The 24,015-nt window shown below is 67.3% G+C and carries 19 protein-coding genes and 1 pseudogene; 6 read left to right on the forward strand and 14 right to left on the reverse strand.

The genetic code is table 11. The features are described 5' to 3' along the window. Positions 1 to 58: 58 nt before the first annotated feature. On the reverse strand, positions 59 to 3,073 hold the full coding sequence (locus ACHMXA_RS22100) for a type VI secretion system Vgr family protein (protein ID WP_395316369.1): 3,015 nt from the start codon (positions 3,071 to 3,073) through the stop codon (positions 59 to 61). A 365-nt stretch (positions 3,074 to 3,438) separates the two neighbouring features. Between ACHMXA_RS22100 and ACHMXA_RS22105 the strand changes: the two are divergent. Continuing rightward, a pseudogene (locus ACHMXA_RS22105) lies at positions 3,439 to 3,855 on the forward strand (aspartate-alanine antiporter); the annotation flags it as partial. A 23-nt stretch (positions 3,856 to 3,878) separates the two neighbouring features. On the opposite strand, the gene ACHMXA_RS22110 reads toward ACHMXA_RS22105, so the two are convergent. Continuing rightward, the gene (locus ACHMXA_RS22110) at positions 3,879 to 4,055 is read right to left on the reverse strand and encodes a hypothetical protein (RefSeq protein ID WP_395321424.1); all 177 of its coding nucleotides are present in this window, start codon (positions 4,053 to 4,055) and stop codon (positions 3,879 to 3,881) included. A gap of 20 nt (positions 4,056 to 4,075) precedes the next feature. Between ACHMXA_RS22110 and ACHMXA_RS22115 the strand changes: the two genes are divergently transcribed. From ACHMXA_RS22115 to ACHMXA_RS22125, 3 genes are read left to right on the forward strand one after another with little or no spacing between them, the layout of a single operon-like run. Beyond that, positions 4,076 to 5,074: a hypothetical protein gene (locus ACHMXA_RS22115; protein ID WP_395321349.1), complete on the forward strand. Its 999-nt coding sequence runs from the start codon at positions 4,076 to 4,078 to the stop codon at positions 5,072 to 5,074. A 38-nt stretch (positions 5,075 to 5,112) separates the two neighbouring features. Next, positions 5,113 to 6,801, forward strand: coding sequence for an aspartate-alanine antiporter (gene aspT / locus ACHMXA_RS22120; RefSeq protein WP_176668289.1), 1,689 nt, complete (start codon positions 5,113 to 5,115; stop codon positions 6,799 to 6,801). Positions 6,802 to 6,854: 53 nt separating this feature from the next. Next, positions 6,855 to 8,489 carry a bifunctional aspartate transaminase/aspartate 4-decarboxylase gene (locus tag ACHMXA_RS22125; protein WP_176668288.1) on the forward strand — a complete coding sequence of 545 codons (1,635 nt, stop codon included), beginning with the start codon at positions 6,855 to 6,857 and terminating at the stop codon, positions 8,487 to 8,489. 44 nt (positions 8,490 to 8,533) lie between these two features. Here ACHMXA_RS22125 and ACHMXA_RS22130 read toward each other — a convergent pair whose 3' ends face one another. The 7 genes from ACHMXA_RS22130 to ACHMXA_RS22160 form a co-directional block, all read right to left on the reverse strand. Beyond that, positions 8,534 to 10,414, reverse strand: a complete 1,881-nt coding sequence (locus tag ACHMXA_RS22130; protein WP_395316370.1) for a LamG-like jellyroll fold domain-containing protein — start codon at positions 10,412 to 10,414, stop codon at positions 8,534 to 8,536. 416 nt (positions 10,415 to 10,830) lie between these two features. After that, the gene (locus ACHMXA_RS22135) at positions 10,831 to 12,009 is read right to left on the reverse strand and encodes an MFS transporter (RefSeq protein ID WP_395316371.1); all 1,179 of its coding nucleotides are present in this window, start codon (positions 12,007 to 12,009) and stop codon (positions 10,831 to 10,833) included. A 17-nt stretch (positions 12,010 to 12,026) separates the two neighbouring features. After that, positions 12,027 to 13,145 carry a chorismate synthase gene (gene aroC, locus ACHMXA_RS22140; protein ID WP_176668285.1) on the reverse strand — a complete coding sequence of 373 codons (1,119 nt, stop codon included), beginning with the start codon at positions 13,143 to 13,145 and terminating at the stop codon, positions 12,027 to 12,029. A gap of 32 nt (positions 13,146 to 13,177) precedes the next feature. Beyond that, complete coding sequence (locus ACHMXA_RS22145) at positions 13,178 to 13,363, reverse strand: hypothetical protein (RefSeq protein WP_176668284.1); 186 nt, start codon at positions 13,361 to 13,363, stop codon at positions 13,178 to 13,180. 47 nt (positions 13,364 to 13,410) lie between these two features. Beyond that, the gene (locus tag ACHMXA_RS22150) at positions 13,411 to 14,985 is read right to left on the reverse strand and encodes an MFS transporter (protein ID WP_176668283.1); all 1,575 of its coding nucleotides are present in this window, start codon (positions 14,983 to 14,985) and stop codon (positions 13,411 to 13,413) included. A gap of 33 nt (positions 14,986 to 15,018) precedes the next feature. Then, on the reverse strand, positions 15,019 to 15,480 hold the full coding sequence (locus ACHMXA_RS22155; RefSeq protein ID WP_176668282.1) for an SRPBCC domain-containing protein: 462 nt from the start codon (positions 15,478 to 15,480) through the stop codon (positions 15,019 to 15,021). Next, positions 15,369 to 15,839 carry a helix-turn-helix transcriptional regulator gene (locus ACHMXA_RS22160; protein ID WP_176668281.1) on the reverse strand — a complete coding sequence of 157 codons (471 nt, stop codon included), beginning with the start codon at positions 15,837 to 15,839 and terminating at the stop codon, positions 15,369 to 15,371. The genes ACHMXA_RS22155 and ACHMXA_RS22160 overlap by 112 nt, the downstream gene beginning before the upstream one ends. A 98-nt stretch (positions 15,840 to 15,937) precedes the next feature. On the opposite strand from ACHMXA_RS22160, the gene pip reads away from it, so the two are divergent. Together pip and ACHMXA_RS22170 are read left to right on the forward strand one after the other, a co-directional pair. Then, positions 15,938 to 16,891, forward strand: coding sequence for a prolyl aminopeptidase (gene pip / locus ACHMXA_RS22165; protein WP_176668280.1), 954 nt, complete (start codon positions 15,938 to 15,940; stop codon positions 16,889 to 16,891). 79 nt (positions 16,892 to 16,970) lie between these two features. After that, entirely contained in the window at positions 16,971 to 17,393 is a 423-nt protein-coding gene (locus ACHMXA_RS22170) for a cupin domain-containing protein (RefSeq protein WP_093201273.1), read from the forward strand. Between the two features lies 1 nt (position 17,394). On the opposite strand, the gene ACHMXA_RS22175 is transcribed toward ACHMXA_RS22170, so the two are convergent. The 5 genes from ACHMXA_RS22175 to ACHMXA_RS22195 are packed head-to-tail and all read right to left on the reverse strand — an operon-like array spanning position 17,395 to position 23,775. Further along, the gene (locus ACHMXA_RS22175) at positions 17,395 to 19,284 is read right to left on the reverse strand and encodes a hypothetical protein (RefSeq protein ID WP_395316372.1); all 1,890 of its coding nucleotides are present in this window, start codon (positions 19,282 to 19,284) and stop codon (positions 17,395 to 17,397) included. Beyond that, positions 19,211 to 20,359, reverse strand: coding sequence for a bpX6 domain-containing protein (locus tag ACHMXA_RS22180; RefSeq protein WP_395316373.1), 1,149 nt, complete (start codon positions 20,357 to 20,359; stop codon positions 19,211 to 19,213). The genes ACHMXA_RS22175 and ACHMXA_RS22180 overlap by 74 nt, the downstream gene beginning before the upstream one ends. Next, positions 20,343 to 22,205: a hypothetical protein gene (locus ACHMXA_RS22185; protein ID WP_176668278.1), complete on the reverse strand. Its 1,863-nt coding sequence runs from the start codon at positions 22,203 to 22,205 to the stop codon at positions 20,343 to 20,345. Before ACHMXA_RS22185 ends, ACHMXA_RS22180 begins: the two co-directional genes overlap by 17 nt. Beyond that, positions 22,202 to 22,648, reverse strand: a complete 447-nt coding sequence (locus ACHMXA_RS22190) for a hypothetical protein (RefSeq protein ID WP_176668277.1) — start codon at positions 22,646 to 22,648, stop codon at positions 22,202 to 22,204. Before ACHMXA_RS22190 ends, ACHMXA_RS22185 begins: the two co-directional genes overlap by 4 nt. Further along, positions 22,645 to 23,775, reverse strand: coding sequence for an AAA family ATPase (locus tag ACHMXA_RS22195; RefSeq protein ID WP_176668276.1), 1,131 nt, complete (start codon positions 23,773 to 23,775; stop codon positions 22,645 to 22,647). The genes ACHMXA_RS22190 and ACHMXA_RS22195 overlap by 4 nt, the downstream gene beginning before the upstream one ends. Between the last annotated feature and the right edge of the window lie 240 nt (positions 23,776 to 24,015).

Consider the following 24,015-nt stretch of genomic DNA (forward strand, 5'->3'; position numbering starts at 1 on the left):
TTGTTCTCTTCGAGCTCGTGCTTCGTATTGGTGAAGTGAATGCGGCGGGCCGCGCGGCTCAGCCCGCGAAGCCAGGCGTTCGGCCTGTGGCCGCGGGATTGGCTGCAGCAGTTGCAACGCCCTGCTTCATGCCGCCGGAAGCCATGCCGCTCATCACGCCGGTGATCGGCACGCCCATCGGCCCGAGCTTGGCCCCCGCTGCCTGTATCGCCATGCCGGTCGCGGCCTGGCTCGCCTGGCCCAGCAGCGCCTTGGCGCCGCCCTGCTGGATGGCCTGGGCTGCCCCCACGGCCTGCTGCGCAATGCCGGCCGCCTGGGTGACCTGGTTCAGCGCACTCGCCGCCTTGCTGCCCATGCCCGCCACTCCCGCGAGGGCGCCTGCGGCACCGCCTGCCGAGCCGGTCAGCCCGGCGGCGTTGCCCATGAGGCCGGAGATGCCCGAGATGCCTGAAATGCCGGACACGCCGCCGCCTGCTCCATCAGCCGCTGCGCCCGTCGCACCTTTGGCCTTCCAGTCTTCGGGAGTCCCGTAGTAGCTGCCCTCCTCCCAGGGGTCGCGAGGGTCCTTGCCGAACGTGACCTTGGCGGTGCCGATGGGCAGGCCCGACACGGTCGCGAAGCCGTTGCGGTCGAAGGTGCCGGCGTGCGTACCGCCCTGCGAATCGACCACCGTGAAGTCGCCCTGCGCCACGCCCTGGCGCTTTTCACCGGTCGACTTGATGTACTGGTGGTACAGGTCGAGCTGTCCCTTGGGCACCTGCGGTGGATTGGGCAGCGCAGGCTTGCCTTCGCTGGCGGGCCCGACGAGGCTGTGCACCGACGCATGTTCGCGCCAGGTGCCGGAAGTGCCGTGCTCGATCCCGCCGGAGCTCCAGCGGCTGTAGCTCGAGCCGCCGTTGATCACCACCTCTTCCTTCGCGTGGATGGTGATCTTGTTGGCCGTCTGCGTGATGTTGAGCTTGGCCAGCACGTTCACGCTGTCCTTCAGCGCCTTGATGTCGATGTCGGCTCCGGCCGCCACGAGCCGCATGCCGGCCTTGGAGGCGAACATGCGGATCGCGTTCTGCACGCTCACCAGCAGGCTCTTGCCCGCGCTCAGGCTCGTGTGGCCGCCGCTGGTGAGCGCGCTGTGCTCGTTGCTCACGATGTGCGTCGAGCCCTGCGCCACGGTCTGCAGCCCCTTGGCGCTGGCCAGGGTCATGTGCGCTTCCTGGAACTCGGGGAACTCGCCCTGCTCGCGGTTGCCGCCCTGCCCCTTGATGGCGTCGTTCTGCTCCTTGAGGCTCGCGGTGACTTCGTCCTGGTCGCCAGGCTCGTGGGCCTGGGCACCCTGCGCCACGCCGCTGAGGCCCTCGTGCAGGTCGCGCGCCTGCGTGAGACGGCCCACCGTCTCGCTCATGTCGGTGATGTGCGCCTGGGCATTCGGGCGCGCCTCGGTGGTCACCAGCAGCCCCTTGCCCGAGCGCAAAACGCCATGGCCGTCGGTACGCAGCTCGAACCCCTGACCCCGCGGCTCCTTGCGCCCCGCCGTGTCCTCGATGCGCCCGATGTGCCCCACGCTCAGCTGGCTGGCCTGGTGGTCGCTGCGCAGTTGCGCCTGGATCTTGCCCTGCGTATCGTCCAGCACCATGTGGTTGCCGCGCCCGCCTCCGAGCTCGCGGCTCCTGATGCCCGACAGGTGCTTCTGGCCCGGCAGCTCCCACGACGGCATGGTGTCGGCGTTGTGCACGCAGCCGGTGACGATGGGGTAGTCGGGGTCGCCGTTCAGGAAGTCGACGATCACCTCCATGCCGATGCGCGGCACGCTGGTCATGCCGAAGGTGGCGCCTGCCCACGCGGTGGACACGCGCACCCAGCAACTGGAGTGCTCGTTCTCCTGGCCGAGACGGTCCCAGTGGAACTGCACCTTGATGCGCCCGTACTTGTCGGTCCAGACCTCCTCGCCCGACGGGCCCACCACCATGGCGGTCTGCGGGCCGCGCGTGCGCGGCTTGGTCGTGGCGCGCGGCGGGCGCCAGGCGTAGCTGGTGGGCTGCGCCTCGAATGCGAAGCGCTGCACCGAGCCTTCGGTGCCTTCCACGCCCTCGCTGGCCTGCAGGTTCTCCTGCAGGTGGTAGCTCACGCCCACGAGCAGGTATTGCTGGTTCTGGTCGGCATTGGGGTGGCCGGTGAGACGCAGGGTGTGGCCGGTGGCCAGCTCGCGCAGGTTGGAGCGGCCGGTGACGCGGCTGCGCTGGCTGAGCTGTTCTTCGTTGCGGATGCGTGCATAGGCCTCGCCGTCGCCATGCTGCACGAAGCCGCCGGGCCATTCGTAGTTCTCGTAGGCGTCGTGGTCGTGCCCGGGCGGCATCTGCCTCAGGTGCGAGAGTTCGGCCTTGGGCTTCTCGAAGTCGTAGTCGTCGTTGTAGTGGTGGCCCGAGCGCACTTCCTCTGCGATCTCCCAGGCGTAGATGCGCTCGCGCTGGCCCATGCCGGATTTCTCCAGCGGGTGGTAGCGCACTTCCTCGCCGCCGGGCAGCGGGCTGTGGGAATGGGCGATGTCGTCGGCGAAGACGAGCACGTGCTGGCTGGCCTCGTGCCTGAAGTGGTAGTAGATGCCTTCGAGTTCGCACAGGCGCGAGACGAAGTCGAAGTCGCTCTCGTGGTACTGCACGCAGTAGTCCCACACGCGGTAGTCGCCGCGCGTGAGCTTCTTCTCGATGGGGTGGCCGTAGCGGCCGAGCACTTCCATCACGATGTCGGGCACGCTCTTGCCCTGGAAGATGCGGAAGTCGCTGCGCCGCGTGGCCAGCCACAGCCATGGCCGCAGGCGCATCCGGTAGAAGGAATGCCGCGCATCCTCCTGCTGCAGCCCGAAGCGCGTGACGATGCCGCCCAGGTAGCGCACCCCGCCTTCGGTCTCCACCGTCACGGTGGAAGCCTTGCCCAGCAGGGTCTTGGGGTCCACGCCGTTGCTGGTGCCCAGCAGTTCGACGTCGAAGGCGTACAGCTGGCTCAGTGCCTCGCGGCCTACGAGTTGGCGGAACTGCAACGCCTCGCCTGCCGGCGTCTGGATCGTGACTCGCCGCGTCATTGGGCTGCCACGGCCGATTTATACGACCAATTACCTAAAAAGAATTTCGACAATACGAATATCGTTTTAAACATGAGTTTCACACTCACCTCCCAGCACACAATTTCACAATTATTTTAAATGTTGATTTATCGTAAGAGCCAATGCGAGAAATAGACGGCTCCTCAAATCAGCATAAAGTCTGCGCGTTGCGCCCACCGGCATACGCCCCCATCGAAACGGGGGTTGCGTGAATTACGCCCGCCTCAATTGCCGGGCCAATAAGGCCGCCCCTCTTCGACCGGTTCGCCCGTGACAAGGACCAGGCCGTGCTTCACGATCTGGTTGCAATTCTTAAAAGCCAGCCCGAGATCGCGCTATTCCTGGTGCTCGCCATCGGCTACGCGATCGGCCAGATCCGCTTCGGCCCGATCCAGCTCGGGGGCATCTGCGGCACGTTGATCGCCGCGCTGGTCGTCGGGCAACTCGGCATCCATCTCGACGACGGCGTGAAGAACGTGTTCTTCATGCTTTTCATCTTCGCGCTCGGCTATGCGGGCGGCCCCCAGTTCTTCGCGAACCTCGATGCCAAGGGGCTGCGGCTGGGGCTGCTCTGCCTGGTCGAAGTGGTTGCGGTGCTGGCGCTGGTGCTCGGCGCCACCATCTTCCTCTCGCTCGACCAGGGCACCGCCGCCGGCCTCATGGCCGGCGCGGCAACCGAATCGGCGGTGGTGGGCACCGCGACCGACGCCATCTCCAAGCTAGCGCTGCCGCTGTCCGACATCCGGCAGCTGCAGGCCAACGTGGTCACGGCCTACTCCATCACCTACGTGTTCGGGCTGATCGCGATCGTGGTGGCCACCAGCCAGGTCTTTCCGCTGCTGCTGCGGGTGGACCTGCGCGCCGAAGCCGACCGGCTCTGGAAAGAGATGGGCGGCGGAGGCGACGAGCCCGACGCGGCTTCGGCCACGCCCGAGATGATCGGGCGCGTGTTCCTCGTCACCGTCGGCCGCGGCCGGCACGATGGGCGAGCTGGCGGCCATCTTCGAAGGCCACGCCAGCATCGAGCAGGTCGTGCGGCGCGGGCAGAACCTGGCGGTGGAGCCCACGCTCAGGCTGCAGGCCTTCGACGAGGTGCTCGCCATCGGGCGCCGCAGCGTGCTGGTGAACGTGGCCGAGCTGCTTGGCCGCGAGTTCGCCAACACCACGGCCTTCGATGCGGTGGTCGAGACCACCGAGGTGGTGGTCGGCCGGCGCGAATGGTTCGGGCGCGAACTGCACGAGCTCGGGGCGCCGCTTCCGCCGGGCGTGCAGATCGTCGGCCTCGAGCGCGACGGCAACGCGATGCCGCTGCTGCACGACGTGAAGCTGCAGCGCGGCGACGTGCTCAAGCTCTACGGCCCGGTGCTCGAAGTGGCGCGGGCGGTGCCGCTCATCGGCGACCGCGTCGTCGAATCCACGCACAGCAACATCAGCTACGCGGCCATGGGCATCCTGCTGGGCGTGTTCATCGGAGGCTTCAGCGTCAAGCTGGGCGGCATTCCGTTCTCGCTGGGCACGGGCGGCGGCGCGCTGCTCACGGGGCTGATCTTCGGCTGGTACCAGTCGAAGAACCCGCATCGCCTGAGCGTGCCACCCGAAGCCCTGGCACTGATGAAGGACCTGGGCCTGGCCACCTTCATCGCCTGCGTCGGCCTCGCTTCCGGGCCGCAGGCGCTGGCGCTCGTCAAGAAATTCGGCATCGCGCTGCCGCTGGTGGGCGTGGCCGTCGCTGTGGTGCCGGCGTGCATCTCGCTCTTCGTCGGCCACCGGCTGCTCAAGCTCGATGCACCCGTTCTGCTGGGCGCCATCGCAGGCCAGCAGTGCAGCACGCCGGCGCTCAGCGCCGTGCAGAACGCCGCCGGCAACGCAACGCCGCTGCTGGGCTACACGATCACCTACGCGATTTCGAACGTGGTGCTGCCGCTGATGGGCCCGCTCATCGTGGCACTGGCCGGACTGGTGGCGCACGCGGCGAAATGAGCTTGAGCAACGTCAAGAACCCGAAAGGAACCCGACCCATGGAATGGCTGCACGAACTCTTCAAGAAGTCGCCCGAAATGGCGCTATTTCTCTCGCTGGCCGTCGGCTACTGGATCGGCAAGATCAAGTTCGGCAAGTTCCAGCTCGGCGGCGTGGCCGGCTCGCTGCTGGTGGCGGTGCTGGTGAGCCAGGTCGGCGTGCAGGTCGACAACGGCGTGAAGGCGGTGCTCTTCGCCCTCTTCATCTACGCGGTGGGCTTCGAGAGCGGGCCGCAGTTCTTCAGTTCGCTCGGCAGGCAATCGGTGAAGGAGATCATCCTGGCCGCGGTGATGGCGGCCACGGGCCTCGCCACCGTGGTGGTGATGGCCAGGCTCTGCGAACTCGACAAGGGCCTTGCAGCGGGCGTGGCCGCGGGCGGCCTCACGCAGTCGGCCATCATCGGCACGGCGGGAGACGCCATCGGCAAGCTCGGGCTCGATGCCGCCGAAACCGCGCGGCTGCAGGCCAACGTGGCCATCGGCTATGCGGTGACCTACGTGTTTGGCTCCTTCGGCGCGATCATCGTGTGCGTCAACATCCTGCCCAAGTTCATGGGCCGCACCATCCGCGACGACGCCATCGCGGCCGAGACCGCGCAGCAGGCCGGCGTGAAGGTGCTGGGCCCCGACCAGGAGGAAGCCGCCCCCTCGCTGGTGGGCCGCATCTACGAACTCACGGCCGAGCCGAAGCGCACCGTCGCCGACATCGAGAACGCCAACCCGGCCACGACCATCACCATCGAGCGCGTGAAGCGCGACGGCAAGTTCGTCGAAGTGAGCCCCGAGCTCGTGCTGCACAAGGGCGACATCGTGCTGGCCGTCGGCCGGCGCGACGCGGTGGTGGCCAGCGCGCCGCTGCTGGGCAAGGAGGTCTACGCGGTCGACGGCATGGAGCTCACCATGCACAAGCGCGAGATCGTGCTGACCAACAAGGATTTCGACCGGAAGACGGTCGACGAGATCCGCAAGGCCACCGCCGGCGGCGTGCGCCACGGCATCTTCGTGGTGCAGCTGAGCCGCATGGGCAAGGTGCTGCCGATGAAGCCCGATACCGTGGTGCAGACCGGCGACCTTGTGTCGATCTTTGGCTCCGAACAGGACGTGAAGCGTGTGGCCGCCATCGTCGGCGACGTGATCGTGCCGAGCGCGAAAACCGACTTCGTCTACCTCGGGGCCGGCCTCGTCGTGGGGCTGCTGGTCGGCTTGCTGAGCGTGAAGATCGGCAGCATCCCGCTGACGCTGGGCGCGGGCGGCGGCGCGCTGCTGTCGGGCCTGCTCTTCGGCTGGTACCGCGCGAAGCGCCAGACCTTCGGCGCCCTGCCCCCGAGCGCGGTGCAACTGCTGAAGGATCTGGGCCTCGCGGGCTTCGTCGTGGTGGTGGGGCTGTCGTCGGGCCTGCAGGCCGTGCAGACCATCAAGCAGCTGGGCCTGACCATCTTCGGCGTGGGCGTGGTCGTGACCATCGTGCCGATGCTGCTGACCATGCTCTTCGGCCGCTACGTGCTGCGCTACGGCAACACGGCCGTCTTCGCCGGTGCGCTGAGCGGCTCCCGCAGCGCCAACCCGGCCTTCGGCGAGGTGCTGGACAAGGCCGAGAACTCGATTCCCACCGTGCCCTTCGCCATCACCTATGCGCTGGCGAACGTGTTTCTCACGCTGCTCGGGCCGCTGATCGTCGCGCTCGTTTGAATGCGACGGCCTGCCTTCCTTCTTTTTCTCATCCCTTCAAACAGGAGCATCCAATGGATTTCAGCGACGTGAAAAAACTCGGCGGCTTGAGCCCCTTCGAACTGAAGGATGCCCTCATCCAGGTGGCCCGGCAGAGCGACCGGCTGATGCTGAACGCAGGGCGCGGCAATCCGAACTTCCTGGCGACCACGCCGCGCCATGGCTTCTTCCAGTTCGGCCTCTTCGCGATGACCGAGAGCGAGCGCTCCTACATCTACATGGACGGCGTGGGCGGCTTTCCGCAGCGCGAGGGTATCGAGGCGCGCTTCGAGATTTTCACCAAGGCACACGAGGGCGAACCCGGCGTGCGCTTCATCGAGGCGGCCGTGTCGTACGTGCGCGACCAGCTGGGCCTGTCGGCCGGCGACTTCATCTACGAGATGTGCGAGGCCATCCTCGGCTGCAACTACCCGGTGCCTGACCGCATGCTGCGCCTGAGCGAGATCATCGTGGGCAAGTACATCCACCAGGAGATGATCGGCACGCATCCCTTCGTGGGCAACTTCGACATGTACGCGGTGGAAGGCGGCACGGCCGCCATGACCTACCTGTTCAACAGCCTGCGCGAGAACCTGCTGCTACAAGCGGGCGACACCATCGCGCTGGGCATGCCGATCTTCACGCCGTACATCGAGATTCCGCACCTGAACGACTACCAGCTCATCGAGGCGCTGATCGACGCGCCTTCGGAGAACGGCTGGCAGTTCACGAAGAAAGAGCTGCAGAAGCTGCTCGATCCGAAGGTCAAGGCCTTCTTCCTGTGCAATCCGAGCAACCCGCCCTCGGTGAAGATCAGCGACGAGGTGCTGGGCTACATCGCGGACATCGTGAAGCAGCGGCCGGACCTCATCATCCTCACCGACGACGTGTACGGCACCTTCGCCGACGACTTCCGCTCGCTCTTCGCGATCTGCCCGCACAACACGATCCTGGTGTATTCGTTCTCCAAGTATTTCGGTGCGACCGGCTGGCGCATGGGCGTGGTGGCCACGCACGAGGACAACATCATCGACCGCAGGATCGCGCAATTGCCCGAGGCGCAGCTGAAGGAACTCGATGCGCGCTACAGCTCGATCACCACCGAGCCGCGCAAGCTGAAGTTCATCGACCGGCTGGTGGCCGACAGCCGCACCGTGGCGCTGAACCACACGGCCGGCCTCTCGACGCCCGTGCAGGCGCAGATGGTGATGTTCTCGCTGTTCTGTCTGATGGACGAGCCCGAGGCGTACAAGAAGTCGATGAAGCGCATCGTCCTGCGCCGCAAGGAAGCGCTGTACCGCGAGCTTGGCCTGCCGCTGGAGCTCGACCCCAATTCGGTGAGCTACTACCACCTGCTCGACCTTCAGGAGATCGCCACGCAGATGCATGGCGAGCGCTTCGGCAAATGGATCGTGACGAAGCTGCAGCCGAACGAGGCTCTCTTTCGCATCGCGGAGGAGACCAGCATCGTGCTGCTGCCGGGACGCGGCTTCGGCGGCAAGCATGCGTCGGGGCGCGTGTCGCTGGCGAACCTCAACGAATACGACTACGCGAACATCGGGCGGTCGCTGCGGAAACTGGCTTCGGAGTACTTTGCGATTTTCGAGAAGGAGAACGGCAAGGGTGCAGCGAAGGCAGTGAAGGCGGGAAAGACCGGCAAGAAAAAATAGGCAGCCGGCCTTCCCGCATCGCGGTCAGAGGGAGGGCCGAAGCTTCAGGCGGGCTTGCGTGCCGTGAGCCACTGAGCCGGGGTCAGCGCTGCCGCCACGACTCGGATCTCGCCGATGTTGCCGAAGAAACCGTCGGCACGAGCGCCGTCCCACGACCCACCGCCAACGACCCACGGTGCAGTGGCCGAGAGCGTGGCCAAGCCAGGAATGGCCGAGGCGTTGCGCAGCACCGGCGCACCTTCGACATACATCGTGGTGTCGTGCGACACCGAGTCGTTCACGATGGCAATGTGCACCCAGCGGTCGGCGATGACTTCGCCCGACCAGTTGGCCTTGGGCGCGCGGGTTCCAGCCGGGCTCGGGGTCACCTCCCACTGCACTTCGCGCAGGCTCGATATGGCGAACAGCATCGGCGGCGACTCCGGATCGCCGCCCGAGAAGCCCGCCAGATCGCCGCGCTTGCCATCACGCGTCATGATGTTCATCCAGGCTTGGTTGGCGCTGGTCCAGCTCTTGTCGATCTTGATAAAGGCTTCGATCGTGTAGCCGTTCTCCAGCGTCTGCGCATTGATCGACGCCGTCGTCTCGGTGAGGAAGTAGCTCAGGCGCGGCGTGTTCTTGTTGGTGTTCAGGAAACGCACGGAGCCCGGCGCGGCCGAGAGGTAGTGGCGGTCGTCGGTCCAAACGATGTCGCCATCGGTCGCCCCGACCACGCCGCCCTGATTGAGCGCATCACGGTGCAGCGGGTTGTTGCCCGTGACATCGGCGATGACAGTGCCGGGCAGCACCGGCTGGTTAGCCGTACCCCCGAAGAAGCGCCAGTGCGCCAGCGTATTCGCCACCTTGGGGTAGTCATCCGAATTCGTTGCGGGTCGCTGCACGGTCGTCGCCGGTTCCTTGTAGTTGGCAAGGATCATCGAACGGGCCTTGTCGACCAGCGAGCCCTCGATAGTGGCGCTGCCGGTACCGAAGCTCTTGTTGAAGCCCGAGAAGCGCTGGGCGAAGTCCATGTCGATGGTGAAGGCTTCGTTCGGCGTGGTGAGCACCGCCTGGTCGAAGCTATTGAGCGTGGCCGCCGGCTTCTGCGGAACCCAGGGCGAGAACGACAGCACCTTGATCTTCTTGTTGGTCAGGTCGAATTCGTAGAGGCGCATCAGGCCGTTGCCGCCCTGGTAGGCCATCTGGTAGTCGACCACCATCTCCTCGACCTTGTGGCCGAAGTCGTTGATCTTCGTGAGATGCGCAGCGCCGTGGTGATGGCCGTTGAGCGTCATGAAGATCTGGTCGTTGTCGCGGATCAGCTTGTCCCACAGCATCTTGCCGTAGTCGGTTTCGAGCGGGCTGGTGCCGTCGGGAGCGATATTGAGCAACTGGTGGTTCACCAAGATTACGGGCAGCGTCGGGTTCTTCGCGATCACCTGGCGTGCCCATGCAATGCCGGCGTCGGAGATGCGCCACGACAGCGACAGCACCATGAACTTCTGGCCCTGAGCTTCGAACACGTGGTACTCGTGGAAACCGCTGGTATCGCGCGCACCGAAGGTTGCCTGCTTCTTCGCGCGCTCGGTGCCGAACCACTGGATGTAGGGCTCGTTGGCGGGAGTGCGGTCCTTGTCGGTGCCGCCCGAGGGATCGACGCTGTAGTCGATGTCCCGCAGCACGTCGTGGTTGCCGGCGAGCACGCTGTAGGGCAGCTTCGCGTCCTCGAGGATCTTCATGGCGGCATCGGCCACCTTCCACTGGTCGGGCTTGCCGACCTGATCGACCACGTCGCCGAGGTGGATGGTGAACGGGATGTTCAGGCCCTTGGCGTTGTCGGCGATCCACTTGGTCTGCGCGGCGAAGGGCGCGCTGCCGAAGCGCTTGTTGTACTGGTCGCTCTCGGCTGCCGTGGCGTAGCGGGCGTAGAACTGGGTGTCGGGCATCACGGCGATCGAGAAGCTCGAAGATCTTGGCGACCGCCGCCGGCGGAGCTGGCGTTGCGGCCGGCGCGGGCGCCGGAGCCGGAGCCGGAGCCGCAGCTGGAAGCGGGAGAACAGGCGTGCCGCCACCACCGCCGCCGCCGCATGCCGCGAGCAAGGCCCCGCTGCCGCCGACCGTAAGAAGCGAGGCGCCGAGCTTGAGCACCTGGCGGCGCGGTGCCGTGTTGCTGCTGTTGTTGTCGTTGTTCTGTTCGGCAGCGTTCGATTGGACAGGCGAAGAGATGCGCGGCGCATTCGCGCCGCGCGATTCGTCGGAAACGGACATGAGAAATTAGGAGAAAAGGTTACGGAGCGCGCAGCGTAAAAATCCGAGGTGACGTGAGCATGTAAGGCCCATGACACTTTGTCGGGAGGTCAGCTCAGACCCTTGCCGCGCGCTCCATCCGATCCAGCTTCACCACCCGCCACGCACACAGGCTGCCGAGCACCGCCAACAAGGTGGCAGCCGTAAACATCGTGCGATAGCCGAAGGCCTGCGCAACAGCACCGCCAAGCAAGACGCCCAGCACTCCCCCGAAGCCGTAGCCGATGACGGTGAACAGCGCCTGCCCTCGCCCGCGCAGATGACCGGGGAATCGCCGCGACACCACCGCGATGCAGGTCGTGTGATGCGCCGCGAAGCTCAGCGCATGCAGCCACTGCGCCAGGACGAGGGCCGCGATCCAGCTGCCCAGCCCGGCCGTCAGCCCAAGCCGCGCGACGGCGGCGACGCTGCACACCAGCATCCAGCGCGGCATCGTCATCAGGCCGATGAGCCTGCCCTGCAGGAAGAACCAAACGATCTCCGCCACCACCGACAGGGCCCACAACAGGCCGATGGTGCTCTTGCCGTAGCCGATCGAATCGAGGTAGAGCGAGAAGAAGGCGTACACCGAGAAGTGCGACATCACCTGGAAGAACAGCGCAGCGAAGAACCACTGCACGGCCGGATTGCGCAGCACCGGCCCGATGGGCTCCTTCACCGCGTCATGCGCGGCGGGCGGCTCGCGCACGTCGGGCAGCTTCATCGTCGCGATCAGCACGATGGCCAGCGTGCCGCCCGCCCATGCCGGAAAGTGCTTCATGCCGAAGCGGTCGAACCACTCGCCCGCCACGAACACGGTGAGCAGGAAACCGGCCGAGCCGCACAGCCGGATGCGCCCGTAGCGCCCCCAGTCGCCGGCAACCAGCTGCGCCACGGCGGCTTCGGTGAGCGACATCATCGAACTGGTGTGCGTGAACATCACCAGCAGCACCAGCGCGAGCCACCATGCGCCGCCGTTCCACCACAGCCCGAAGGAACTCGCCAGCGCCACCGCCGCGCTGAAGCGCAGCAGCTTCACGCGCTGCCCCGTGTGGTCGCTGAGCGCACCCCAGGCATAGGGCGCGAACACGCGCGTGATCGACTGCACCGAAGCCAGCAGGCTGATGGTGAAGATCGGCAGCCCCAGGTCCTTCAGCCAGAGCGGCAGGTAGGGGTTGAAGAAACCGATGTGCGCGAAATAGCTGGCCGAAAGGCCAGCGAACGCCAGCAGGTGGCCGCGTCTGGCGGCGGCCACTGGTGGCGGCTCGGACACTAGAGGAAAGACGCCTGCGGCGAAGCGGCTTCCGTCTTGCTGCCCAGGGCCCCTTGGGGCACGTCGCCGCACTGCGCACGGTTGCGCAGCACGTGCTCGATCACCACCAGCGCCAGCATGGCCTCGGCAATGGGCGTCGCGCGGATGCCCACGCACGGGTCGTGGCGGCCCTTGGTGACGACCTCGACGGGGTTGTTGTGGATGTCGATGGACTGGCGCGGGCTGATGATCGAGCTGGTGGGCTTGATCGCGATGCTCACTTCGAGGTCTTGCCCCGAGCTGATGCCGCCCAGGATGCCGCCCGCGTTGTTGGTGACGAAGCCGGTGGGCGTGATCGAGTCGCCGTGCGTGGTGCCGCGCTGGGTGACGCTGTCGAAGCCGGCGCCGATCTCCACCGCCTTCACCGCGTTGATGCCCATCATGGCGTAGGCGATCTCGGCGTCGAGCTTGTCGAAGAGCGGCTCGCCCAGGCCCACGGGCACGTTCGTCGCGGTGACGCGAAGTCGCGCGCCGCACGAGTCGCCGGCCTTGCGCAGGCGGTCCATGTAGTCCTCCAGCGCGCTCACGTCGGCGATGGGGGCGAAGAAGGGGTTGTTGGGCACGTGGTCCCAGCTCTCGAAGGGAATGGCGATCTCGCCGATCTGCGTCATGCAGCCGCGAAACACCATGCCGTACTTCTCGGCCAGCCATTTCTTGGCGACCGCGCCGGCGGCCACCATGGGCGCGGTCAGCCGCGCCGAAGAGCGCCCGCCGCCGCGCGGGTCGCGGATGCCGTATTTCTTGAAGTAGGTGAAGTCGGCGTGGCCCGGGCGGAACTGCTGGGCGATCTGCCCGTAGTCCTTGCTGCGCTGGTCGGTGTTCTGGATCAGCAGCGCGATGGGCGTGCCGGTGGTCTTGCCTTCGTATACGCCCGAAAGGATCTGCACCGCGTCGGGCTCGTTGCGCTGGGTGACGTGGCGACTGGTGCCTGGGCGGCGGCGGTCCAGGTCGCCTTGGATGTCGGCCTCGCTGAGTTCCATGCCCGGGGGGCAGCCGTCGATGACGCAGCCGATGGCCGGGCCATGCGACTCGCCGAAATTGGTGACCGCGAAGAGATTTCCGAAGGTGTTGCCGCTCATGGCGGGGATTATCCCAACAAAGCGGCCGCCCCTCAGTCGGTCGTGTTTTCGAGGCGCTTGGACAGGGCCGCCACCTGCAGCTCGATGGAGAACAGCCGCTCGTTCAGCACCGCCGTCTGCAGCCGGATCGCCTCGATGATGGCCCTGGTCTGCGGGTCGCTGGTGTTGTCGCAGAGTTCGGCCAGGTCATGCAGCTTCTTGCGCAGTTCGTTGCTCATGGAAGGCTCCGGTGGTCGCGTCGTGGGAGCCCCAGTATGGGGTCTCGTCAACGCTCCGGCAATGCGGCGGCACCCGGGGCATCCCCAGGGTGCGCCTGCCCGGCACTGCCCGCGCCGCGCAGCCGGATCGCCACCAGCCCCGCCACGAACAGCAGCACCGCCGCGCTGACTCCGGCCGTGAGCCGAATGCCGCGCAGCAGGGCAACCCGGCCCGCGTCGAGCAACTCGGCGCCTGCGCTCCCGCCGATCTGCCCGGCCAGCGCGACCGCCCCGCCCAGCGTGCTGCGGGCGGCCTCCACCTCGGACGCGCCCACCAGGCCCGCGGGCGCTGCATCAGCCATGGCATTGCGATAGATGGCGGCCCCGATGGCGCCGAGGATCGCGATGCCCAGCGCCCCGCCGAATTCCGAGCTGGTCTCGGAGATCGCCGAGGCCACGCCCGCGCGCTCCGGCGGCGCGCTGCCCACGACCAGGTCGGTCGCCAGCGTGAAAACCGGTGCCAGCCCGAGCGAGGAGATGACCGCGCTGCCCACCATCCAGGCCAGCCCGTCCTGCGCGGGCAGCACCACCAGCATGCCGAAACCCAGCGCCGCCACCGCCAGCCCGCCGCCCATCACGAAGGCCGGGCGCATGCGCCGCACCAGCGCCGGAACGACCATGGAGCCGACGATGAAAGCCCCCGCCCCGGGCATGCTCCACAGACCGGCATGCAGCGGCGACAGCCCCAGAACCAGCTGCAGGTACTGGGCGTTGTAGAGGAAGATGCCGAACATCACGAAGCAGGCCAGCATGTAGGCGCCGAGCGAGACGGTGAAGGCCGGCAGGCGGAACAGGCCCAGGTCGATCATCGGGTCGGCCAGCCGTTTCTGCCGGCGCACGAACACCCAGCCCAGGGCCAGGCCCAGCGAGATCGACAGCGCCGGCACCAGGTGCGGCCCGTGCTCCGCGATCTGCTTCACGCCGTAGATCACCGGCAGCACCGCGCCCAGAGAGAGCGCCACGCTGGCCAGGTCGAGCCGGGCCGCATCGGGGTCGCGGTATTCGGGCAGCAGCAGCGGTCCGAGCACCAGCAGCAGCACCATCACCGGCACGCCGATCAGGAACACCGAGCCCCACGGAAAGAACTGCAGCAGCACGCCGCCCAGCACCGGGCCGATGACGGCGCCGGCCGAATAGCTCGAGATCCACACGCCGATGGCGACGGTGCGCTGCCCCGGGTCGAGGAACATGTTGCGGATCAGCGAGAGCGTGGACGGTGCCAGCGTCGCGCCCGCCACGCCGAGCAGCGCCCGCGTCGCGATGAGCATGTTGGCGCTGGTCGAGAACGCCGCGAGCACCGAGGCGGTGCCGAACGCCGCCGCGCCGATCAGCAGCAGGCGACGCCGGCCGATGCGGTCGCCCAGCGTTCCCATGGTGACCAGCAGTCCGGCCACGAAGAAGCCGTAGATATCGACGATCCACAGCAGCTGCGAGGCCGTGGGCTTGAGCTCCTCGCTGATCGACGGGATCGCGAGGTTGAGCACCGTGAGATCCATCGAATAGAGCATGCAGGGCAGCGCTATGACGGCCAGGCCGGTCCATTCGCGCATCGTGGCGCGAGCCGGTGGCGAGGTGTTCTTCATTCGTTCTTCGTTCGTCCTTTTGTTGTCGGCGGTTCAGGCGGCAAGGCTCAGCCAGGTCTGCAGCTTGACGAGCGCGCCGGTCCAGCCGTGCTCGTGGGCGTCGCGCGCGGCTTCGTCGAAGAACTGCTCGTGAAGCAGCACCAGCTCGCAGCCCTCGGCATCGGGCTCGATGCTCAGGGTGACGCGCGACTCGCGCTCCGGCGTGCTGCGCCAGGCCCAGCTGAAGACCAGCTTGCGGTTCGGAACGATCTCGAGATACGTGCCGCTCACGTCGTGCGTCTCGCCGTCATCGGCCAGCATGGCCACGCGGAAGCGGCCGCCCACGCGCAGGTCGACCTCGGCGATCGGCACCGAGACGATTTCCTCGGGCCCGAACCAGAGCTTCAGCGCCTGCGGGTCGGTCCACGCGCGCCAGACCTTGTCGGGCGAGACGCGGAAGTGCCGCCTGAGGGTGAGCGAGGGACGCCCGGTACCTCGGGCGGAAGGGTTTTCCATTCGGTCTCCTCCTGGTGATAGAGAAAGCGCGCCAATGCATCGAGGCGCCCGGTCCAGAATTTCTCGTACCGCGACAGCCACACGGCGGCCTCCTGCATGGGCCGGGGCGACAGCTCGCAGCGCACGATGCGGCCCTCCTTCGTGCGGGAGATCAGGCCCGCGTCTTCCAGCACGCGCAGGTGCTTCATGAAGCCGGTGAGGGACATGTCGTGCGGCCCGGCCAACTCGGTCACGCTGAGGCTGCGTTCGCCCAGGGCTTCGAGCACGGCGCGCCGGGTGGAATCGGAGAGCGCGGCGAAGACTGCGTCGAGGGCATCGGCGTCGGCTTCGGCTTCGGGTTGGGCAGTTGACTGAACCATGTGGTTGAGTATCTGGAAGGCCCCGGCACTCGTCAAGCCGATATTTCCCGCCATGCGACGATGCGGGATCCGTCACGATCAGACAGAGGAAGCACCCGATGACCGAACTGCGCCAGCCCTATCCCCCGATCGAGCCCTACGAAAGCGGCATGCTCGACGTGGGCGACGGCCACCAGATCTACTACGAGCGCTGCGGCACGCCCGGCGCGAAGCCGGCCGTGTTCCTGCACGGCGGCCCCGGCGGCGGCATCTCGCCGGAGCACCGCCGGCTGTTCGATCCCGCGCGCTACGACCTGACGCTGTTCGACCAGCGCGGCTGCGGCCGATCGCTGCCGCATGCCGGCCTGGAAGCCAACACGACCTGGCACCTGGTCGCCGACATCGAGCGCCTGCGCGAGCGTGCCGGCGTCGACAAGTGGCTGGTGTTCGGCGGCTCGTGGGGCTCCACGCTCGCCCTCGCCTACGCACAGAAGCACCCCGAGCACGTGAGCGAACTGGTGCTTCGCGGCATCTATACCGTGACCCGTGCGGAGCTGCAGTGGTACTACCAGTTCGGCGTGTCGGAGATGTTCCCCGACAAGTGGGAGAAGTTCCAGGCGCCCATTCCCGAGGCCGAGCGCGGCGACATGATCGCCGCCTACCGCAAGCAGCTCACCGGAGACGACCCGGTGGCGCGCATCGAGGCGGCACGCGCTTGGAGCGTGTGGGAGGCCGAGACCATTACGCTGCTGCCGAGCCCGTCGATTGCACAGGCGCACGCCGAAGATCATTTCGCACTGGCCTTCGCGCGGCTGGAGAACCACTACTTCGTGCACGACGCCTGGCTCGAGCAGGGCCAGCTGCTGCGCGACGCGCACCGGCTGCACGGCATTCCCGGCGTGATCGTGCACGGCCGCTACGACATGCCCTGCCCCGCGCGCTACGCCTGGGCGCTGCACAAGGCCTGGCCCGAGGCGGAGTTTCACCTGATCGAGGGCGCGGGGCATGCCTACTCGGAGCCCGGCATCCTCGACCGGCTGCTGCGCGCGACCGACGGCTTCGCGAGCCGCTGAATCGCTCGCCGCCGGCCCGGCCCGGGAACGCTTTATGCGTGCTGCACTGCAACACCAACCACCTGCGAAGGAGCGCCCCATGCTGGACCGTACCGCCACCCAGTTCTCCCATGTGAAGCCCGGCGACACCGAGTTCGTATCGGGTGGTTTGCGTGACTTTTTCCTCTACCGCGACCTGGGCGTGGCAGAAGCCACCAACGGCAAGGTGATCGCGCATCTGGTCAAGGCCAACATGGCACCGGAAACGGGCACCGGCTGGCACCGCCATGAGGCGGACTTCCAGATCGTGATCATGGTCAAGGGCTGGGCCCGCTTCATGTACGAGGACAAGGAAACCCTGGTCGAGGCCGGCGACGTGGTGCACCAGCGCCCGGGTATCCGGCACTTCCTGTTCGACTACTCGCCGGACATGGAGTACCTGGAGATCGTCTCGCCGGCGGATTTCAAGAGTGTCGACGTGGAGCCGGTGTGCGAGGTGCCGGCGCCTACGCCCTGGAAGTGACTCAGCGGATGGCGAAGCTCGCCGCCGTGCTGCGCTCGGTGTCGAGGTGCAGCACGCGACCCTGATCGTCGAAGAGCAGCCAGCCGTTCGGTACAGCACGCGCACGAACTGCGGCCTCCACGGGCCAGGAAATCGATGCCTTGACGCTGCCGCCGCGCAGTTGGCGCACCGACACGTCGTGCGTCGGCCCTGGCAGGCGCAGCAGCATCCAGTCGCTGTCGATCCATGACTGCAATCCGCTGGGATCCGGGACGGGCAGGCTGGCCCGACCATTCATTCCGTTCAGGCCCTCCCAGCTCAGCTCGAACAGCCCGTCATCCCGAGGCTCGCCGCGCAGGCTCACGACCCCCAGTTGCGGATGCAGAAGCCGCAGCGACACCGAACTGCCCGCAACCGCAAGAGGCTCGCGGCTCAGCAGGCGGCGCTGCGGGCATTGATAGCGCCACAGGCACGGCCCCAGAACGTCGTCCTCGACGATGAACTGTTCGATGGTCCGCGTGGCCGACAGCGCCGCCACGACACCCGGCAGGTCGCTTACCTGCCAGAGCACGTCCTGCAGCGACTTGCCGGTGTCGATCACCTGGACGCGCCGCCCGCGTGCCACGGTCCAGCCGATGCCGTCGAACTCGCTGGCGAAGTGTTCGATGTCGCTCAGTCCGAGGTCGCTGATTTCCCGCTGCACCAGGTCGACCCGGCTCACCCGCCACAAGCCGTCTCGGGAGGCCAGCGCGAGCACGACCTGCGCGCTGTGGGCCGCCACCAGCCGGTAGGCCGGCACGGCAAAGCGGGCCAGAACCCGACCCGCCGGGTCGACTATCAGCGCGCCAGCCTCGCCGATCGCGACGAGGTAGCGCCCCTCGTCGAGCAGCACGACATCGAGCACCGCATGCGCACCCGCGGCAGGCGCTTCGAACGCCAGCACTGCGGATTTCCGGGCCAGCGGGCTAGCTTCAGCGCCCGGCAGTTCGCCTCCTGGAAGATCGGCTTGCAGAAGCGTGTCGGCGCTCAGCCGCACCAGCGACAGCAACGACTTCCTGTCCAGCCGACCGCGCCCCTGGGACTGGTCGGCCAGCAGCGCGGGCATCAGCACAGCCACCAGTCCGCGCGAGGCCTCGGTGTGTTCCGATACGGCGGTCAGCGCGGCAGCCAGCGCGGCGCGCTCGCCGTGCAGCAGCGGATCGTCACGCAGCGATTGCAGCCGGGCCGTGCAGGCCTGCAGGGTGTCGGGCAGCAGCAATGCGCGCTGCACGAGCGCACGAGCCGCCAGATGCCCCCCCGCTGCCTCGGCGGCCAGCAACCATGCGGCAGCCTGCTCGCGCAGCGCAACCACCGGCCAGACGGCATCGACTGCCTTCAGCCACTCGCCCTGCTGCGCCAGCGCCTGGCCCCATTCCTCGCGCAGGCGGTTGGCCGCGTCGGGCCAGCGTTCCTGCATCTGCACGACGGCGTTGCCGAACGCGTTGTCGCGCCGCGCAACGGCGAGCGCGCGGCGCCAATCGCCTGACAGGCACAGCAGGCGGACAATGACGGGCGGCGGCCAGTCCCACGCGAGCGCCAGTTCGGCGGCCTGCGAGTGGCGCTGATGCTTTTCGAGATAGTCGAGCGCCTCCTGGCGCACCTGCAGCAACTCCGCCAGCACGAATACGGCTTCGTCGATACGGCCTTCGCGATCCAGCTTCTCGTAGGTCTTGCGGTAAAGCTGGCGCAGGTGGGTCTCGAACTCGTTGCCGAAGTCGATGCTGGTCGTCTGCCCCAGCGACCCGCTCAGCGAGAGGTCGCTGCGCGGGCCCAGCGGGCCAAAGGCTTGTCCGAGCGACTCAGCGCCGCCGCCGAGCGGAATCGCGTGGCGCAGCGCCTGCTTGAGGTCGCCGTCGTCGAACATCTTGAGCATGCGATTCAGGTAGGCAGCCTGCTGGCGGCCCAGCAGCCGGGATAACCGCGAGGTAATCGCAAGGCGAGCCGCCCAATCCCGCCAGCGGGAGCGACTCGGCCGCGCGGTGCCGCGTTGCTTGATGAGCGGCTTCGTTGGCGTTGCGACCGGCTTCGGCACAGGTCTCGGTCGCCCGCCCCCCCATTGCACGCCTCGGGTCTCGCGCGTTCAGGACACGCCCCCACCACGCAAGCACCGCCACCAGTCCGAACACGATCAGCGACAGCCACAAGCCGGATGCATCGACCTGCGAACTCGCCACATGGGTTCTCGCCGGCGTTCCGGGCAGCGATGTGGTCGGCGAGCCTTCCAGTCCATGGAACAGTGCCCGCGCGAAGAACAACGCTGCCGCGATACCGACCAACCAAGCCACTGCGCGCATCGAGATGCCGGAGCCACCGTCGCGACGATGATGGCCGCTACCCAGGCTCGTGCCTCGCCCGGTGTCGACCTGCCTCAACGCTTGCTCCCGCCGCGCGCGCTCGGCCATCGCCTGAAGGAACTCTGTCTGCGCAGCGCTGGCAGGCGGCACGGCATCGCCGAGCACCTCGCGCAGCGTGCGCCCATCGGCATCGAGCACGACGGGCTCGGGCAGGATCTCGCGGCAATCGAAGGTATCGAGCAAGACCGGATTGGGGGCCAGCCAGAGCGATGGATCGAGCAGTTCCGCTTCCGCGAGCCGCAGAGCCTGCACCTCGCCGCCATGCACCAGCCAGACATCGACCGGCGGCAATACAGCGCGCTCGGCGGGATCGAGTTCCGCCGAGCACAGCGCCTGTCCTTCCCTGCGCAGTGGCCAGCCGATGACCTCGTCGCAGTCCAGCGACACCGGTGCCGCGAAGCGCAACAGATCACCCTCGGCGAAACGGAACGCCTGGGCACCGGCATGCCAGGCCTCGACGATGCGGCGGGCGCGCTCGGCCGTGCCGAACCAGCCCGACGGAAACCAGAGCCCGGCCACCGGCTGCCGCCCCTTGAGCAAAGGATGGCGCACCTGCGCAGCGGGCATCGCAAGGAATTCAGGCAGGCTTGGCATCGCTGCTCGCTCCTTCGCCATGCATCACTGCGCGCAGCGCCCGCTGAGGCACGGCGTAGACGATGATTTTCTTGTGCACCGTCAGCATGACGGCCACGCCGGTGCAGGCCGACACGCTGATCCGCTCGATGCGCTCGGGCGCCTTGTAGATCGTTTCGGTGCCGGCCTGCGTGTGCAGGTCCAACCCGTCCAGCGATGGCGACAGGCTCAACAGCGCATAGCGGTTGTGCGCGGCATCGTCGATCAGCGCCTCGGCGCGCGGCGCTCGTATTTCGAAGATCTTCCACTTCTGTGGGCACCGATTGCCCTGCCGACCGGTGGAATCCGGATCGGGCTGATGAATGCGCCAGACATCATGAGGCCCGGTCGCAACGCGCAGGGCCAAGCCACCGACGCCGTGCCGCCACTGCCAGCTGTTGGCAAACAGCACCCGGGGTTCGCGGATGCCGGTGGCAATCACCTGAACCGACGCCGGCCCGTCCGTCGCGCCCAGGCGTCGCAGCACAAGCTGGTTGTCATGGATGGCTGCGTAGACCACGCCGAGTTCGGACCATTGCAGCATGCCCACGACCTTGCGCTCGACCAGCGTCGGCGCACCGCCTTCGGGGTTCGGATTGACACCCTGCACCGCATTCCACATCACGAGCCTGCCGTCGCGGTCGATCATGCAGACGCGCTGATGCAGCGTGTCGTGCAGCCATGCGGCGGGCAGCCAGACCGCCAAACCCGGCGGCGCACGGAACTCATCGACCTCGGGAGCGACGAAGTTGCCCAGTCCAGGCACCTGCCAGAAGTACATCGAACGCTCGTAGCTCAGCAACGCCCCCGTACGCTTGCCCAGAAGCAGGACCGCCAACGGCACCAGCATCTGGCTCCAGTACTGGTACTTGGGCTTGGCCGTCTTGCGCTGCCCGTCGGAAGGCACCGCAAATACCAACATCCCCGGCTCGTCGAGCAATTGCACAGCCACGTGCGTGCCGGACGGAGAGATGACTGGCGGGCGCTGCAACGAAATACGGCCACGGTGACGCCGATGCAGAGTGGCCAGCGCCCTCTGCGTGAATTCGCCGCGCAGCAGCGCAACGCCGGCCTTGACTGACGGCAGCGGCAACTGGGCGCGCCGCAATCCGCCGCTGTCGCTCAGCGAAACCTCGAGCACGTCGCCCAGCACCGCACGCTGCAGGCACACGCGGTGGCTGGTCCAGCGTTCGTCGGTGGGTTGCTCCGCCGGCGCGGCGCCGACAAGCCAACTCTCGCCCGGCACTCGATCCAGCCCGGCAAGCACTTCGCGCCAGGCTTCCACATGTGCAGAGGTGCCGACCTCGAAGTCGCGCGCCTTGAGCAGCGAACGCAGTTGCTTCACGTTGTCCGCACCGTCCAGGCCGCCCGGCAGTTGCAGGACGCCCCACTGGAACACGCCGCCGATCTGCGCCGCCCGCCGCGCCAGCAGCATCCAGAGCGCAAGCTGACCCAAGCGCGGCGCACCGAACTGCCGCGGCCCGGCGTCGAAGATCGCGACGATGCTTTTCTCGGCCTCGCGGGCCATCGGGCGCGGCGCCAGGAACAGATGCTCGCTGGAAGCCGCGCGGCGCAGGAACTCATCGGGCAGTTCGTCGGCCAGCAGCCATTCTGTGGCCAGCAAGCGCTCGTAGGGCCCGCGGCGGCGCAGGTCGCCCAGCCCATCGGGCTCCGGCACGCCTCCGCGCATCTGGCCGCGAAACCGGCCCAGCAGCGGCTGCATCCGCTGCGCCAACGCGCCGATCTCGACGGCCATCTCGGGTGAGAACCAAGCGAGCCAGGAGCTCCAGGGCTTCAAGGCGTCCGGAAGTTCGGTGATCGTGCTCATGCGCGGGTGCCGTCCCAAAGTGCGGAAATGCGCACGAGCAACGCAGCTGACAGCGGCAGCAGCCGGTCGAGCGGCAGCACGAGCGCCGGCCGGGGCCACAAGAGCAACGGTTGCCGCGTCGGGTGCTCGCGCAACAGGCTCCGGGCGATCAGGTCCAGCGGCAGGTCGGGCGTTTCCAGCGTGGGCAGCCACAGGCCTGGGGCATCGGGAGTCGGCCCGGCATAGGCGATGCCATCGACCCAAGGCAGGACATCGGCAGCCCCCGTCACCATCAACAGCTCGGGTGCGGCCATGGCGGACAGCCCGGATTGCTGCTCCGGCGAGAGTTGTGACAGCCTCCCATGCAATGCACGCGCCGCCGCGCCCCACGCCACCGCGGCTCGTGCCGGCAAAGGCTCGGCGCGCTGACGCCAGTGCCATTCGATGGGCACCATGGCGCTCATGCGGCGGTGGCCAGGCGGTCGACGAGTTGGGCGCGCAGCGCGGTCAGGGACTCCGGCAGCAGTTCGCTGCTGAAATTGGCGTCGATCTCGCGCAGCACGCTTTCGGCTTGCGAGCGTGCCACCCCAGGTTCGGCATCCAGGCAGGCGCGCGCGGTTTCGGCCAACCGCACGGCTCGCGACAGCGGCTGCAAGGTTGCCTCTTCCACCGCGCTCAACAGATGGGGGTGCATGGCGTTGGCGAAAGCATCGCGCAGCACGTCGCGAGCGCTCTGCTGAGCCTCCTGCGTAGGAAGCACGTAAAGCAGGGGCCAGAGATCGGCCTCCGTCGTGTGAAGCCGGCCGGCCAGGACGGCGGCGGCAGCCAGCAGCCGCTGCGACTTGACGATGCGCCGGTCCGACAACTGCACGCCGGCCTGCCGCAGCTTGCGGATGGCATTGGCCAAGGCAGGCTGCACGCCGCCGAGGTCAACCTGCCTGAGCTGCCGGCAGAGCACGTCGAGATCGGCCAGCGCACTGCCAGCGGCCACCGGCGCATGGTCCGATTGCCAGCCACCGCTCAGCATGGCTTCTAGCTGGTGATCGGGCAACGGCTCGATGAACACGTGCAGCAGAAAACGGTCTCCGAATGCCGCCAGGCCTTCGTCGTCGGGCAACGCGTTGGCCGCACCCACGCAGACGCGCAACGGGCAATGCAGCTGGGTGTGGCCGCGCCGGAACCGGCGCTCGTTGAGCACCCCGAGGAGCGTGTTGAGAATGGCGGTCGAGCCCAGAAACACCTCGTCGAGGAAGGCCACGTCGGCCTCGGGCAGCATGCCGCTCACGTCGGTCTCGACCGTGCCGGCGCGCAGCTTGTTCAGGTCCACCGGACCGAAAAGCTCGGACGGCTCGGTAAAGCGCCCCAACAGGTACTCGAAGTACCGGCCACCCAGGCTCTGCGCCACCCGCCGCACCACAGCACTTTTCGCAGTGCCGGGCGGCCCGACCACCAGCAGGTGCTCCTGGGCCACGGCGGAAAGGACGATCAGCTCCGCCAGCTGCTCACGGCCGATGAGCCCCGTGGTGGCTGCGCGGATCGCCTGGCGCACGTTTTCGGCGGAAGTCTGGAGCGAAGTAGTGGTCGTCGTCATCGAAGAAAGCTGTTTGCGGAACGTCGGCCGACAGTGTGCCGCAGCGCCGTTACAAGGTGGCACAGATACGAGGCATCCACAACGGCTTTGCGCGACCGAAGTCGCAGGTCGATCGGTTCTCCATGCGCGTTGCAACCACTCCAAAACCTGTCTTCCACCTGACCTACAAGGTAAAGACGGCAAGCTGTCTCCTCGGCCAGACACCGCGCAGACGCAAGCCACAAACGAGAGTCATTCGCA

Source organism: Variovorax sp. UC74_104 (assembly GCF_044055375.1).
GTDB lineage: Bacteria > Pseudomonadota > Gammaproteobacteria > Burkholderiales > Burkholderiaceae_C > Variovorax.

Excerpts from the sequence above, each read along its gene's own strand:
- ACHMXA_RS22100 (WP_395316369.1), bottom strand. The coding sequence starts at position 3,073 with ATGACGCGGCGAGTCACGATCCAGACGCCGGCAGGCGAGGCGTTGCAG.
- ACHMXA_RS22115 (WP_395321349.1), top strand. The coding sequence starts at position 4,076 with ATGGGCGAGCTGGCGGCCATCTTCGAAGGCCACGCCAGCATCGAGCAG.
- aspT (WP_176668289.1), top strand. The coding sequence starts at position 5,113 with ATGGAATGGCTGCACGAACTCTTCAAGAAGTCGCCCGAAATGGCGCTA.
- ACHMXA_RS22125 (WP_176668288.1), top strand. The coding sequence starts at position 6,855 with ATGGATTTCAGCGACGTGAAAAAACTCGGCGGCTTGAGCCCCTTCGAA.
- ACHMXA_RS22130 (WP_395316370.1), bottom strand. The coding sequence starts at position 10,414 with ATGCCCGACACCCAGTTCTACGCCCGCTACGCCACGGCAGCCGAGAGC.
- aroC (WP_176668285.1), bottom strand. The coding sequence starts at position 13,145 with ATGAGCGGCAACACCTTCGGAAATCTCTTCGCGGTCACCAATTTCGGC.
- ACHMXA_RS22145 (WP_176668284.1), bottom strand. The coding sequence starts at position 13,363 with ATGAGCAACGAACTGCGCAAGAAGCTGCATGACCTGGCCGAACTCTGC.
- ACHMXA_RS22150 (WP_176668283.1), bottom strand. The coding sequence starts at position 14,985 with ATGAAGAACACCTCGCCACCGGCTCGCGCCACGATGCGCGAATGGACC.
- ACHMXA_RS22155 (WP_176668282.1), bottom strand. The coding sequence starts at position 15,480 with ATGGAAAACCCTTCCGCCCGAGGTACCGGGCGTCCCTCGCTCACCCTC.
- ACHMXA_RS22160 (WP_176668281.1), bottom strand. The coding sequence starts at position 15,839 with ATGGTTCAGTCAACTGCCCAACCCGAAGCCGAAGCCGACGCCGATGCC.
- pip (WP_176668280.1), top strand. The coding sequence starts at position 15,938 with ATGACCGAACTGCGCCAGCCCTATCCCCCGATCGAGCCCTACGAAAGC.
- ACHMXA_RS22170 (WP_093201273.1), top strand. The coding sequence starts at position 16,971 with ATGCTGGACCGTACCGCCACCCAGTTCTCCCATGTGAAGCCCGGCGAC.
- ACHMXA_RS22175 (WP_395316372.1), bottom strand. The coding sequence starts at position 19,284 with ATGCTCAAGATGTTCGACGACGGCGACCTCAAGCAGGCGCTGCGCCAC.
- ACHMXA_RS22180 (WP_395316373.1), bottom strand. The coding sequence starts at position 20,359 with ATGCCAAGCCTGCCTGAATTCCTTGCGATGCCCGCTGCGCAGGTGCGC.
- ACHMXA_RS22185 (WP_176668278.1), bottom strand. The coding sequence starts at position 22,205 with ATGAGCACGATCACCGAACTTCCGGACGCCTTGAAGCCCTGGAGCTCC.
- ACHMXA_RS22190 (WP_176668277.1), bottom strand. The coding sequence starts at position 22,648 with ATGAGCGCCATGGTGCCCATCGAATGGCACTGGCGTCAGCGCGCCGAG.
- ACHMXA_RS22195 (WP_176668276.1), bottom strand. The coding sequence starts at position 23,775 with ATGACGACGACCACTACTTCGCTCCAGACTTCCGCCGAAAACGTGCGC.